Source organism: Actinacidiphila rubida, assembly GCF_900110255.1.
Taxonomy (GTDB): domain Bacteria; phylum Actinomycetota; class Actinomycetes; order Streptomycetales; family Streptomycetaceae; genus Actinacidiphila; species Actinacidiphila rubida.
In genome coordinates, this window is sequence record NZ_FODD01000002.1 from 344,009 (window position 1) to 357,217 (window position 13,209).

Below are 13,209 nucleotides of genomic sequence, written 5' to 3' on the forward strand. Positions count from 1 at the left end.
CCGTTGCCCTGACCTCTGACGTCCTTTCGGATTCACTTCGGCCGCGGCCCCGAATCCGGGTTCCGCGGCTCACCCCGGAAATCCGGACCGGGATCTTCCCTTGACAGCGACGGGACCCGCCTCGTCTTATATGGAGAACGCCTGATCCTGGGGGGCTCTGTGCAGCCGGGGAAGACACGGCACGACGAAGTACTCGGATTCGCCTTCCAGCGGGAGTTCTCCGGGGGGATCGACATCGGTACGGGCAACCTCGAGAGCGACCTGGCCCGTCGGCTCGAGGGCGCGACGCCGTTCGTCCTCGCCGACGAGGACGTCTGGAGCGGGCCGGTCGGGGACGCCGTGACCAAGGCCGCGTCCGGCCTGTCCGACCACCAGGTACTCCGCGTTCGCGCCGGCGAGTCCGCGAAGACCCACGAGACCTGGCGGGCGACGCTCGAGTGGATGCATGCCGCCGGGGTGCGGCGGCGGGACGTCCTGGTCATCGTGGGCGGCGGCAGTCTCAGTGACATGGGGGGATTCTCCGCAGCCTCTTACATGCGCGGTATTCCCTACATCAACGTGCCGACCACCCTCCTCGGTCAAGCGGATGCCGCCGTCGGGGGGAAAGTGGCCATCAACTTACCCGGCGCCAAGAACGCCGTCGGAGCCTTTCACCATCCCCGGGCGGTGGTCGCCGATGCGGCAGTGCTGGCAACGCTCTCCCGGCGCGATCTTGCCGCCGGACTCGCCGAGTGTGTGAAAGTCGCCGCCGCCCAGCCGAGCGGCGATCTCTTCCGGTTTCTTTCGTCCCATGCGGCCGACCTCCTCCGCCACGACATCCCGGCACTGGAACACGTCGTCCGTGCGGCCGTCACGGAAAAGCTGCGCCTGGTGGCACCGGACCCGTTCGAGGAGGACCTCGCCAGGGTCCTCAACTTCGGGCACACGGTGGGGCATGCGCTCGAAACCGCCGATGGCTACCTCAACTGGCGGCACGGGGAGGCCGTCGCCGTCGGCATGGCCACCGCATGCCGTGTCGCCAGGAGCCTGCACCTTACCGACACCGACGTCACGTCCGTCTTCCACGACCTGCTGTCCCTCCTCGGCCTCCCGCTCGCGGTGCCCGGCCGGCTCGTCCCCGGAGTGCTCAGCGCGCTCGACGGCATCCGCACCATTCGCGACGGCCGCCTCAACTACGTCGTCCCGCTGGCCGTCGGTCAGCTCACCGTCGTCGACGAGGTGGCCTCCGACGTCCTTGCGGCCGCCATGTCCCTGGGAGACGACGGATGAACGCGCGCATGCGCTTCGCCATCGACGGCGGAGGGACGACCACCCGGCTGGCGATCGCCGGTCCCTACGCGTCCACCGCCGAACCGGTGGTGCTCGGCTCCATGAACCCGGCATCGGTGCGACGGGACGAGGCGGTCGCGCTCCTCCGGTCCGCGATCCATCAGGTGTCCGAGTACGCGCTGAAGAACGACGACGCCGCGGTCGACGGAGTGATCGCCAGCGCCGCCATCAGCCGCCACACCATCGGCTCTTGGGCCGCGCTGCTCGCCGAGGTCCTGAACGAGCACAGGGTGACCGGCGACGTGGTGCTCACCAACGACATCGACGGCCTCGCACTGGCGCCTCCGGTGGGCGGCTGCGGCGGTGTCCTCGTGGCCGGCACCGGCAGCGGGGCACTCGTGGTCACCGAGGACGGTCGTTCCCACCGCATCGGCGGCTGGGAGTACCTCGCCTCCGACGAGGGAAGCGCCTTCTGGCTCGGCAGGAGGGCTCTCGCCGCCGCGGTGCGGGCGGCCGACGGCCGGGGCCAGCCGACCGCGATGGTCGCCCGCATCGAAGCCCGGATCGGCGGGTCTCTCGGCGACGTCACCCGGCAGGTCGCGGAACTTCCCCACCCGCGCCAGGTGGTGGCGGACCTCGCGCGCTGCGTCACCGCCGCCTGGCTGGAGGACCGGGACGCCGTCGCAACGGAGCTGGTGCACGCGGCGCTTGACGAACTCGTTCTGCTCACCACCGTCGGCGCCCGGCGGGCCGGTGGTGCGCAGCGGACCTGGGCGCTCACCGGAGGACTCGTCATCGAGTGCGACGCGTTCGCTCACGCCTTGACGAACCGCCTCGAGACGACCGCTCCCGAGACCGACGTCCACGTCGTCGCGGAACCCGTCTGCGCCCTCCTCGACAGCCCCACGACCACCGGTCACTGGCCCGGACTGGTGCGCCGGATCGTGACGGCACGGACGTGATGCTCGCCGTCGGCATGGCGGTCTACTCCGACCTCGACTGGCGTTCCGCCGTGGACCGGGCCGCGGCCGAGGGCTACCGTGCGCTGGACCTCCAACTGGACAGCGACAGTCTGCTGACGCAGTCGATGCAGCGCGACGGCACGGCTGTCCTCGCCCGCCACCTCGCACACCGCGGCTTGACCGTGGCCTGCGTCTCCAACGTTCGTGACACCGAACTGCTGCTGGGACCCCACACAGCACACACCGACGCGCTCTGCCCCGGCGACGCGCCGCGCAAGGAGGCGCACGCCCGAGCCTGGGCCCACCGGGTCCTCACATGGGCCCAGGAGCTTTCCGCTCCTCTGGTCAGGATGTACTTCGGCTGCCCCGATCACCTGCTGATGTTCCCCTGGCACGGCTACCCCGCGGACTGGCCGGACAACGTCCGCATCTTCGCCTCGAAGGTGGCCGGCATCGCCGCGGATGCCGAGTCGCGAGGCCTGCGGCTGTGTGTGGAGACCCACCCGCGGCAGGCGCTCTTCCGGGTGGCCGCGATCGACCAGGCCCGAGCTCGATTCGCCCGCGACGGCCTGGGGCTGGGCCTGTGCTTCGACCCCGCCAACATCGAGGCCGGGAACCTCGACGCCCACGGTTACCTCGGCGCGCTCTCCCCGGCGCCGGAGGTCGTTCATCTCAAGGACGTCGAGATCTGGCGGGCCTCCACGCCGCCGCCCGGCCCGGGCTGGCGCAGCTACGGCCCGGGGGCGATGTGCCGCTTCCGCGATTTCGGCCGTGGTCAACTGGATTGGGACCGGCTCGGTCGCGGCCTGACGGCGGCCGGTTTCACCGGCACCCTCGTCGCCGAGTTCGAGGACGCCACCGCGCCCCGTGCCGTGAGCATCCTCCGCGCAACCGCGGCGATCCGGGACTGGATCCGGGCCAACGGATGGTGACGGTCGGACTGCGCTACCTCAATGTCGGAAGCCGCAGCCCGGTGTACTTAAGGGAGTTGGCCATCGCCGCCGAGGAGGCCGGCCTGGACTCGCTGTGGGTGTCCGACCACATCGGGCCGACTCCCGACGTCCCCGCGCCGCTGGCAGCGGACCCGAGGAGACCCGCGGTGCGCGTGGCGGACCCGATCTTCGCCGACCCCTTGGTCTGTCTCGGCTACCTCGCCGCCGTGACCGAGCGCATCGCGCTGGGTACCGCCGTGCTCATCCTGCCGCTGCGGCATCCTCGCGTCATCGCCATGCACGTCGCGAGCCTGCGGCAACTCTCCGGCGGGCGCGTTCTGCTGGGCGTCGGCTGCGGCTGGCTGGAGCCCGAGTTCCGCGCGCTGGGCGTGGACTTCGCGGCCAGGGGGCGCCTCACGGACCGGTGTCTGGACATGCTCCGGGCTGATCCGACAGTCGCCGGCGTCCCGCTGGTCGTCGGGGGCGAGAGCACGGCCGCGGTACGGCGCGCGCTCCGCTCGGGCGACTCCTTCTTTCCCACCGGGACAGGCCGGTTCGCCCTCGTGCGAGCCGTGCGCGAAGCCCGTGCCGGGATGCACGTCACCCTGGGGGTACGGGCCGACGGTCTGGACGCGGCTGATGCCATGGCGGTTGCCGACCGGGTCGTCCTCCCGGTTCGCCACGACCAGGGCCCGACCGGGCCGCTCGCCGTCCGCGTCCCGGAGGATGTCGCCGTCGCCGTCTCCCGACTGCGAAACTCCGGCTGAGCCGCCGATGCCCCGTCACGTGCGGGCCGGTCAGCTGAGAGCCCGCTGCGATTCGCTCAACACCAGTTCCCTCGCCCGGGCGAGGGTGAACGCGCACGCAGGCGTGAACCGGTGGGTCAGCAGGGCGTCAGTGACCTCGTAGCCGAACAGGTCCCATACATGAATGTTGTGGATCTCCCAGTTGCCGACCAGGCGCGACAACTGGCTCTCCGCGAAGGACTCGTCCTTGACTTCCGCGAGACCCCCGATGATGAGCTGGCCGTTTATCGCGTCGAAACCGAACCCCAGCAGCCGCAGCCGCAGCTCGTCGACGGCCATCTTGTCGACCACATAGCGCATTTCCGGCTCGGCGAGAAACCAGCGAGGGTCCACGCGCAGGCTGGAGTGCTCCACCGACGCGCCGCCGTACAGTTCTTCGTAGACCTCCCGCAGGAAATTGTGGGTCAGTGAGACCGGCGTCGCGTCCGACAGGTCCAGTGTCTGGCATCCGAACATCGGCACCACGCCGAGTCCTCCGCCGTAGGTCGAGACCGCGCGCGACCGCTCCTGGATGATCACCTTGTGGACGCCGTTCTGCTGGAAGACCAGTGCGACCACCATGCCGATGGAATGAGCGCCCATCCCGCACTCGGCGGCTTCGGCCGCCGAGGAGAGGTGCCGGTCGCGGATCGGAGTGCCGCGCTGCGGCTTCTCGACCGCTGCGTACGTCTCGTCCTCCAGCGCTCCGCACACCGTCACGTACTGGAAGTAGTCGGAGATGGACACGGTGATCCGGGGCCCCGACGGCGTCGTCACCACCCGCGTGGCGCACGCATGAAGGTCGTTCCACACCGTGGGACTGTCGATCTCCGCCGGATCGGAGAGACGGCTTGCCACAATGCGCCGATTGAACACCACGTCGGAATGCTGATGGGGGATCTCCTGCGCGAGCAGACCATCCTCGTCCTGATCCACCAGGTTCCACTCGGGCAGGTTCAGGAAGGGGATGAACACCGCCTGCGCACCGCTGCGAACCCGGAACAGGTCATTGACCCGGTTCCTTCTCCGATAGTAGTCAACGACCCACTCCGCCGCGAAGTTCGGCTTGCGGCGTCGGGACTGGAGGGAGTCCCGGCGCCTCCGCCAGGCCTGCTGGATCCGTGCCTTGACCGGACGGGACGAGAGGCCCAGCACGAACGCGATCCCAGCGGACAGAAGGTTGGCGAACACGTCCCTGAACATGCGGCTCCCCTCCGCTGGCCGGCGGCTCGATGCGACAGCCACCACGGCGCCAGATGCCCGGTAGGCTCCGATTATGGGGGCTACCGACACGGAATTCACCGGACACGCAGCAAACGGCGGGAATGTCCTGGTGGTCGGCGGCACCCGCGGGATCGGCCTGGCGATCGCCCGTCGGCTGAGCACCGCAGGGCACCGGGTGGCCGCGTGGTCACGCGCCGGGTCCCCCGACGGCGACTCCCCCACCACAGCTGTCCGCCAGGGCCGGTTGGCCGCGCCCGCGGATCATGCTGCCTCCGCCGCGCCCGCTCCCGGCTGCGGCGGGATACTGCCGATCGACTTCCGGGCCGTGGACGTCCGGCGGCCGGAGCGGGTCCGCGCCGAACTCCTGCGGGCGGCGGCTGTCGGCACGCGCCCGGACATCCTCGTCTACTGTGCCGCGATCGTGGGTCGCGGCATCACCGGCGAGGTGACGGACGAGGTGTGGCGGGACGTGTTCGAGGTCAACGCCACCGGGGCACGCACCCTGCTCGACCAGTACGTCAGGGCGTTCGGCGCTCACCCCGCGCGCGTCATCGGCCTGTCCTCCGAGGCGGCCCGCCATCCCCACGCGGGCCGCTCCGCCTACGCGGCGTCCAAGGCGGCGCTGGAGGCTTTCCTCGGGGCGTATCGCGAGGAGGCGCGCGACCATGCCACCACCGTGACCGTGCTGCGCCTCGGCAAGGTGAACACCACGCTGTCCCGCCGCTCACCCGAGGCCAACTCCGGTGCTCTGCAGCCCGCGGACGTCGCCGACCTCGTCGCCGCGCTGCTCGCCCTCCCCCCTCATGCCGAGGTCCGCCTGCTGGAATGTTCGTCGGTCCACTCCGCGTACGGCTGACCGCTGAGGCCCGTCGCGGTCGACCCGGCACGCCGCGGCCACGTCCGGCGACCGCCGCCACCGTCAAGTCCCCGCACGACGAGGTGTGTTCCGCGCGAGCGGCGTGCGGCCGGGGCTCCCCCGCGGGAGTCCCGGCCGCACGCGCCAGTCGGGCTAGCCGATCACGGCGTCGAAGAGGTGCAGCCCGGGGAGGTTGGGCAGGGCGAGGTAGGCGACCTGTTTCCCGGCGGTGAGGGGAACACTGGTCGCGTACAGGCTGACCTTGTGGGGGCCGCTGCCGTTGGGCGGCTGGTTCCAGTTCGCGGCGGTGGCCACCAACGTGTCACCGCTCGACGGCGAGTTGGCCCACCAGTCCGCGAGGTCGACGGTCGCGGTCGACGTGGTGCCGTCGGTGTAGGTGACCGTGACGTCGCCGCTCTGGTTTCCCGGGCCGCCGGCGCCGAGCAGGCTGAGCTTCGTCCCGCTGCCGGACAGGGTGATCACCTGTCCCTGCGTGGCGATGTTGTCCGGCGTGCCGGGCGGCACGCCGGGCCAGGTGAACGTCGTCGGCCCCGCGGTGACCGGCTGTCCCGGCTCGATGCCGACGGCCGCGAGCTGCTGGGCCGAGAAGCTGTAGCCGGAGCCGTCGAAGTTCGCCGACGCCGGGTCCGAGTCGTCGCTGATTCCGGCGTTGTCGAACGCGGCGGCCCAGCCGGTGTAGGGGGTCGTGACGGTCCTGACGGCCTGGGTGACCGTGCCGTGTCCCACCTTCTCCTCGTCGAAGGCGGCGTCCAGGGTGAGGTGGCCGGAACCGGGCCTGGCGGTCGCCGGCGGGGTCACCGTGAAGGTGAGGTCGGTGGTGGAGTGCCGGGCGGCCCGGTCCAGCCGGACCGTCGCGGGGCTCACCGTCCAGCCGGCAGGGACACCGGGCGTCACGGTGACGTTCCGCACGGGCACGTCCGCGTCGTTGACGAACGTGCCGGAGATCGTGAGGGCGTGGGCCGGCACGATGGACGGTGCCTGCAGCGTGACGCCCTGCGAGCCGTAGGAGCGGACGACCTGGACCGAGGCGCGGGCCGGCAGGTTCTGCGAGGAGTCGCCGACCAGGAGGCCGTAACCACCGTCGGCCACCTGCCAGTTCTGCGTGGTCTCGTTCCAGGTGCGGAAGTCCGAGGCCGGCACGTCGAAGGTGACGCGCCGGGTCTGGCCCGGCGCGAGGCTCACCTTCTGGAACTCCTTGAGCTGCGTGGGCGGTTCACCGGTCGTCGCGGGGTCGCGCACGTACAGCTGGACGACGTCCGAGCCGGCCCGCGAACCGGTGTCGGTGACGTCCACGGTGGCGCGGACGGTGCCGAGCGACGTGGTGGTGGGAGCGGACACCTTGAGGCCGCTGTAGCGGAACGAGGTGTAGGACAGCCCGTATCCGAAGGCGAAGAGCGGATCGATGTTCTTCGCGTCGTACCAGCGGTACCCGACGTTGAGGCCTTCGGAGTACTGCACCTTCCCGCCGGTGCCGGGCCACTGCGCGGCGGTGGCGGCGGGCACGTCCTTCAGGCTCTTCGGGAACGTCACCGGGAGCTTGCCCGACGGGTTCACGTCGCCGAACAGCAGTGAGGCGATGGCGTCACCGTCCTCCTGGCCGGGGTACCAGGCCTCGAAGACGCCCTTCACGGCGTCCAGCCACGGCATGGTGACCGCGGAGCCGGTGTTCAGCACGACCACCGTGTTCGGGTTGGCGGCGGCGACGGCCTGGATCAGCGCGTTCTCCTGTGCCGGCAGGTCGATGTCCTGCTGGTCGCTGCCCTCGCCCTCGAAGTCGCTGGCGAAGACCACGGCGACGTCCGAGGACCTGGCGAGGTCGACCGCCTGCTGGATCGGGGTGCTCGGGCCGCCGGGCGGCTGCCACCCCAGGTCGAGGAGCGAACCGCCGCCGTCCTGGTAGTAGTCCACCTCGATGCTGACCGGCGTGCCCGCGGTGAGGGTGACGGTGCCGGTCTCGGTGGTGCCGCCCTGGTCCCGCCAGTTGTCGATGATCTGGTGCCCGTCGATCGACAGCCGGCTGCCGTCGTCGCTGGTCACCGAGAAGGTGTAGGTGCCGGTCGTCGGCGGGGTGAGGGTGCCGGTGTACCGCGCGGACCACTGGCTCGCCGGGACCGAGGGCGCCGGGGGGCTGCCGTTCCAGTCGTAGTCCAGCAGGTCGGTGTTCCGGGTGGTGAGCGGGTCGCCGGACAGGGTCATGCCCTTGTAGTAGGTGCCGGTCAGGCCGGCGCCGGTGCCCGAACTGGGCTTGAGGACCGAGGCGGGCAGCGTCGGCAGGGCGCCGTCGGGGCTGTCGCCCGCCGCGTACTGCACGACGGTGTTCTTCCCGGCGCTCGCGGCGATGCCCTGGTACGGGGTGACGACGGAGTCGGCGGCCACGGCGGCCGAGCCGCCGCCCGAGGTGAGGGCAGCGTTGCCGGCGTCCCTGCCGATCACGGCGATCGACGACTTCTTGTCACGCGCCAGCGGGAGCATGCCGCCGTCGTTCTTCAGCAGCACCGTGCCGTCCTCGGCGACCTTCCTGGCGACGGCGGCGTGCCCGGGCGTGGTGACCACCGCGTCGGGCGTGCCCGTGGGGGGCGCGGTGAACAGGTGGTACTGGAACATCGCGGTGAGGATGGGCCGCACCAGGTCGTCGATGGTCGACAGGGACACCTGCCCGCTCGCCACGGCCTGCTGCAGCGGCGCGCCGTAGTAGGAGCCGCTGGGCATCTCCATGTTCATCCGGGCGTCCGCCGAGGCCACGGTGGAGTGGGTGGCGCCCCAGTCCGAGGTGACGAAGCCCTGGTAGCCCCACTGGTCGCGGAGGACCTGCTTCATGATGTACGGGTCCTGACAGGCCGGCTGGCCGTTGATGAAGCTGTAGGAGCACATCAGCGAGGCGGGATGGGCCTGCTTGACGACCGCCTCGAACTGCGAGAGGTAGATCTCCTGTTCGACGCGCTGGTCGATGATCGCGTCGTCGTCGGAGTTGTTGCGGTTGGCTTCCTGGTTGTAGACCGCCCAGTGTTTGAGCTGGGCCATCTCACCGGTGCCCTGGATGCCGTCCACGTCGGCCGTCCCGATCCGGCCCGCCAGGTAGGGGTCTTCGCCGTAGCTCTCGAAGGCGCGGCCCCAGCGCGGGTCGCGGACGATGTTGACGGTCGGGCCGAGGTCGACGTCGTCGCCCTTGCCCCACTGCTCGCTGCCGACGACCTGGCCGTACTGCCGGGCGAGTCCGGAGTCCCAGGTCGCGGCGTCGGCTACCGGCGCGGGAAGCTGGGTGACACCGGTCATCTGGTGCCCGACGCCGGCGGGCGAGTCGTCGAGTGTCAGCTTCGGGATGCACAGGCGTGGGACGGCCGGCACCGTCCCCGCGTACGCGCCGCTGTTGTCGCCGTGCAGTTCGCCCAGCTTCTCGTCCAGGGTCATCCGGCCCAGCACCTGGTCGACCCGCTGGCCGACGGGCGCCGTCGAGGTGACCCAGGGACAGTCGGCCGACGAGGCGGACGCTCCCTTCCCGGCCGGCGGGGCCGACGGCGCAGCGGCGGCGGACGGTGCCTCAGCCGGCGCCGCCTGCGACACCGCTACCGGTGAAAGGACGAGAACTGACGCTATTCCAACGGTGAACGCATGAATTCGTCGGCGGCGAAACCACCGCGAAGGGGCACTCGTCATTCGAACTCCTCTGGCCGTACAGGCCACTTTGACATCGTTGTCGAAACGGGACGGTCCCGCGGCCGTGTTCGCGGGGCTCGCGGGCAACGGCCGCCCTGGGAAAGGAATCTGCCGCCTAGCGAAGGAAACCCGTACACTGCCCGGCATGGACAGCAAGGACTCCGGGTCGCTCTCCGCTCGCCGGAAGCGCACGCGCGATCAGGTCGTCGCGATACTCGCCCAGCACAGCAGCGGACTGACGCGGGCGAGTCTGAGCCGGATGACCGGGTTGTCGGCCAGCGCGATCAGCGACTGCGTGTCGTCGCTGCGGTCGAGCGGCCTCGTGGTCGAGTCCTCCTCTCCGCTGGGGAACGCGTCGGGGCGCGGGCGGCGCGCGACGGTCGTCAGCCTGGTGAACGACGAAGGCGTGGTCGTCGGGATCGACTTCGGCCACGCGCATGTCACCGCGGCCGCGGCCACGACCTCCGGCGAGGTCCTGCACCGCTGCGCGGGCGCGCTCGACGTCGACCACCGCCCCGGCCCGGCCATGGACCTGGCCGCCGAACTGGCCCGTGAGTGTGTGGCACGCAGCGGCCACGGCATCGACGACGTGCTGGGGATCGCGGCCGGCATCCCCGGCCCGCTGGACATCCGCACCCAGGTCGTGCGCCCGCCGACGATCCTGGCCGACTGGGTGGGGCTGGCCCCCGCCGCCGAACTCGCCCGCAGGCTCGGGCATCCGGTGTCGATCGGCAACGACGCCGACATGGGCGCGCGCGGCGAGCAGGCGTACGGCGCCGCGCGCGGGCTCGAGGACTTCCTGTACATCAAGGCCTCCCACGGGATAGGCGCCGGCATCGTCATCGGCGGCCGCCCGTACCGCGGGGCGACCGGTATGGCCGGGGAGATCGGGCACACCCAGATCCCCGACGCGGTGAACTGGTGCCGCTGCGGCAGCCGCGGCTGCCTGGAGACCGTGGTCTCCAGCACCACCGTCCGCCGCCAGTTGGCGCACGTCCTGGCCACGCACGAGGACGCGCTGGCCGACCACGCGATCCCTCCGCTGTCCGAGCTGAGCGACAACCCGGCCGCCGCCCGGGTGCTGGGCGAGGCGGGTCGCACGGTGGGCCGTGTGCTGGCCGGTCTGGTCAACTGCCTCAACCCCTCCGCGGTGGTCCTGGGCGGCGAACTCGGCTCGGCCGGTGAGCCGTTCGCCGCCGGCATCCGGGACTCGGTGGCGCGGTACGCGCAGCCGGCCAGCGCGCAGGCGGCCGAGGTGATCACCGGCCGGCTCGGCGCGGAGGCCGAGGTGCGAGGCGCCATCGCGGCCGCGGTCGCCGCCACCCGCCGGCGGCTGACGGGCGCCGGGGTCTGACCGGCGCGGACGCCTCGCACCGGTCGGTTCACCCCGAAGTGGAGTGGAACTCGGCCCAGTCGAGGTTGATCGAGCCGTTGTCACCGGCCTGGTAGGAGACGGTGATCACCGGGTCCGGGCCGGAGACCGGGATGTCGTCGAAGGTGACCGTGCCCCAACTGTCCCAGCTGTCCGAGACTTTCGGGAAGGACACCTGCCGGACCTCGCGGCCGTCGACCGACAGCGTCATCGTGCGCGCGTCGCTGTTGGCGTTGCCGTACCGAAGGGTCAGCGAACCGGTTCCCGCCGCGGACGTGGTGCGGTGCACGGTGTACGAGGACGAGGCGCCCTGCGCCCACAGCCCGTCGATGAACGCGCGGCCGCTGTAGCCGGTGTGGTTCACGTTGGTCTTGGCGCCGCCGGTGTTCAGGGCGTCCTCGGACTCGATGTGCCCGGGGTCGGGGCAGCCGAGGAGCGCGGGCGTGCCGGCGGTGTCCGGGCAGCGGTCGCGCGTGTCGGTCACACCGTCCGCGTCCCGGTCGCCGACCGCCGCACCCGTGAGGGTGATCTCGACGGTGTGGTCGCCGGTGAGCGTCGCCGGGAGCGTGGCGGCTCCGTGGACGCGCTTGCCGTCGATGGTGAACGACTGGACGGTGGTGCCGGCGCCGTGCAAGGCGATCGTCAGGTCGGCGTCGCGGTAGTGCAGTCCGCGCAGGGTGACGTCGCCCCAGCCCGCGGGCAGGGTGGGCCGCAGCGTCAGGCCGTCGTCGCCGAAGGTCATGCCGAACAGGCCGGAGTCGATCATGTTGAGGAAGGCGGTGGCCGACCAGGTCTGGTCGGGCTGCGATCCCCAGTGGAACTTCACGTCGTCGCCGAGGCGTTGGTATCCGCCGTCGACGACGCCGGTGTGGCCGTTGTAGATCTCCCAGAAGCCGCTGTTGTCGTCCGCGAGCGCCGCCAGCCGCGCGGTCTCGGAGGCGAAGGCCGTCTGCGCGCCCTGCTGGGCCAGCGCCTTGGCCCACAGCCCCTGGACCACCGGCCACACGATCGCGTTGTGGCGGCCGGGCTGAGCGTCGGAGTAGCGCTCCCAGTTGGGGTAGGTGTCGGGCATGCCCCAGGTCATCTCGGTGGCGTGGGCGACGATCGACCGGGCCTGGGCCGGGTCGGCGACGCCGAAGAGCAGCGCGAAGGCGAGCCCGGTGCCTTCCTGGTACGCGCCCGTGGTGCCGTCGGCGAGCAGCATGTAGTTGTACAGGCCGGTCTTCCGGTTCCAGAAGTGCCGGTTGATGGCCTTCTTGAGCGCCGCCGCCCTGGTCTTGAAGGCGGCGACCTGGGCGGCCGGCTGCCCGAGGCGGGCCGCCATGTTCGCCAGGTTGGTGTACGCGGCGTAGTAGACCTCGTTGGTGCTCAGGAACATGCCGGTCGCGACGCCGGGCCAGGGCATGGAGCCGGTGCTGACCGACTCGGTGGCGTCGGCGGGCGGCGCGGGGTAGCCGGCGATTCCGTCGTTGAAGAACGACGCGCCGGTGAAGAGGCCGTAGGTGGCGTTGTAGCCGGCGGTGGAGGCGTGCTCGCGGATCGTCAGCGTGTCGGCGGCCGTCTGGTACGCGTTCCGCAGGAACGCCCTGTCGCCGGTGACGAGGTACTGGTTCCAGGCCGCGGTGACCCAGATGACCTGGTCCCACTGCTGGTCGTCCTGCTGGATCTGCAGCTTGCCGTCGGCGTCCTTGTCGACGGCGGACCACAGGGTGTTCGCGGCGAGCGCCGGGTCCAGCAGGCTCGTCGCGTTCCAGCTGTTCACGGAGGCGTCGCGGGTCCACGGCTGCGGATAGCCGCCCCCCGCGCGCACGATGCCCACGCCGGTGTCCATCAGACCGCTCTTGTCGTAGACGGCCGGGTCCCAGCTGATGGTGTTGGTCTGCAGCAGGTTCCGCAGCGCGGCCTGGTAGGCCGTGCCGTACAGCGCCTGGCTGTCGGCATGCGCGAACTCCAGCGACGGCGCGGAGGCCGCCGGGGCACCGGCCTCGGTGCCGGTGGCGCCCACGGCGCCCGCTCCGTACAGCATGGTGCTGACCGCCACGGCGGTGGCCGCCAGCACTCCGGTGATACGCCTGCGTCGGTCGACCGTCGGTCTGAACCTCATGACACGCCTTCCTCAGCACCGCGTGCGGCA

The 13,209-nt window shown here is 71.2% G+C and carries 9 protein-coding genes; 6 read left to right on the plus strand and 3 right to left on the minus strand.

Translation table 11 applies throughout. The features are described 5' to 3' along the window. Positions 1-159 precede the first annotated feature (159 nt). The 4 genes from BMW99_RS03030 to BMW99_RS03045 are packed head-to-tail and all read left to right on the plus strand — an operon-like array spanning position 160 to position 3,930. Positions 160-1,269, plus strand: a complete 1,110-nt coding sequence (locus BMW99_RS03030; RefSeq protein ID WP_069466224.1) for a 3-dehydroquinate synthase — start codon at positions 160-162, stop codon at positions 1,267-1,269. Continuing rightward, positions 1,266-2,231: a BadF/BadG/BcrA/BcrD ATPase family protein gene (locus BMW99_RS03035; protein WP_176735641.1), complete on the plus strand. Its 966-nt coding sequence runs from the start codon at positions 1,266-1,268 to the stop codon at positions 2,229-2,231. The genes BMW99_RS03030 and BMW99_RS03035 overlap by 4 nt, the downstream gene beginning before the upstream one ends. After that, the gene (locus BMW99_RS03040) at positions 2,231-3,163 is read left to right on the plus strand and encodes a sugar phosphate isomerase/epimerase family protein (RefSeq protein ID WP_069466222.1); all 933 of its coding nucleotides are present in this window, start codon (positions 2,231-2,233) and stop codon (positions 3,161-3,163) included. Before BMW99_RS03035 ends, BMW99_RS03040 begins: the two co-directional genes overlap by 1 nt. Next, positions 3,157-3,930: an LLM class flavin-dependent oxidoreductase gene (locus tag BMW99_RS03045; RefSeq protein WP_069466221.1), complete on the plus strand. Its 774-nt coding sequence runs from the start codon at positions 3,157-3,159 to the stop codon at positions 3,928-3,930. The genes BMW99_RS03040 and BMW99_RS03045 overlap by 7 nt, the downstream gene beginning before the upstream one ends. A gap of 30 nt (positions 3,931-3,960) precedes the next feature. Here BMW99_RS03045 and BMW99_RS03050 read toward each other — a convergent pair whose 3' ends face one another. Then, positions 3,961-5,151: a hypothetical protein gene (locus tag BMW99_RS03050; protein WP_069466220.1), complete on the minus strand. Its 1,191-nt coding sequence runs from the start codon at positions 5,149-5,151 to the stop codon at positions 3,961-3,963. A 73-nt stretch (positions 5,152-5,224) separates the two neighbouring features. Here BMW99_RS03050 and BMW99_RS03055 point away from each other — a divergent pair, with 73 nt between their 5' ends. Next, positions 5,225-6,028 (plus strand): SDR family NAD(P)-dependent oxidoreductase, encoded by an 804-nt coding sequence (locus tag BMW99_RS03055; protein WP_075016166.1) that lies wholly within the window; start codon positions 5,225-5,227, stop codon positions 6,026-6,028. Between the two features lie 153 nt (positions 6,029-6,181). Here the strand turns inward: BMW99_RS03055 and BMW99_RS03060 are convergent, their stop codons facing one another. Further along, positions 6,182-9,457, minus strand: coding sequence for a glycoside hydrolase family 3 C-terminal domain-containing protein (locus BMW99_RS03060; protein WP_141726379.1), 3,276 nt, complete (start codon positions 9,455-9,457; stop codon positions 6,182-6,184). A 391-nt stretch (positions 9,458-9,848) separates the two neighbouring features. Here BMW99_RS03060 and BMW99_RS03065 point away from each other — a divergent pair, with 391 nt between their 5' ends. Continuing rightward, positions 9,849-11,057, plus strand: a complete 1,209-nt coding sequence (locus tag BMW99_RS03065; protein WP_075016167.1) for an ROK family protein — start codon at positions 9,849-9,851, stop codon at positions 11,055-11,057. 28 nt (positions 11,058-11,085) lie between these two features. Here the strand turns inward: BMW99_RS03065 and BMW99_RS03070 are convergent, their stop codons facing one another. After that, the gene (locus BMW99_RS03070) at positions 11,086-13,179 is read right to left on the minus strand and encodes an MGH1-like glycoside hydrolase domain-containing protein (protein WP_218159295.1); all 2,094 of its coding nucleotides are present in this window, start codon (positions 13,177-13,179) and stop codon (positions 11,086-11,088) included. Positions 13,180-13,209 lie beyond the last annotated feature (30 nt).

Coding starts and splice junctions, on each gene's coding strand:
- BMW99_RS03035 (WP_176735641.1), top strand. CDS start 1,266: ATGAACGCGCGCATGCGCTTCGCCATCGACGGCGGAGGGACGACCACC.
- BMW99_RS03055 (WP_075016166.1), top strand. CDS start 5,225: ATGGGGGCTACCGACACGGAATTCACCGGACACGCAGCAAACGGCGGG.
- BMW99_RS03065 (WP_075016167.1), top strand. CDS start 9,849: ATGGACAGCAAGGACTCCGGGTCGCTCTCCGCTCGCCGGAAGCGCACG.
- BMW99_RS03070 (WP_218159295.1), bottom strand. CDS start 13,179: ATGAGGTTCAGACCGACGGTCGACCGACGCAGGCGTATCACCGGAGTG.
- BMW99_RS03045 (WP_069466221.1), top strand. CDS start 3,157: ATGGTGACGGTCGGACTGCGCTACCTCAATGTCGGAAGCCGCAGCCCG.
- BMW99_RS03050 (WP_069466220.1), bottom strand. CDS start 5,151: ATGTTCAGGGACGTGTTCGCCAACCTTCTGTCCGCTGGGATCGCGTTC.
- BMW99_RS03040 (WP_069466222.1), top strand. CDS start 2,231: ATGCTCGCCGTCGGCATGGCGGTCTACTCCGACCTCGACTGGCGTTCC.
- BMW99_RS03060 (WP_141726379.1), bottom strand. CDS start 9,457: ATGACCCTGGACGAGAAGCTGGGCGAACTGCACGGCGACAACAGCGGC.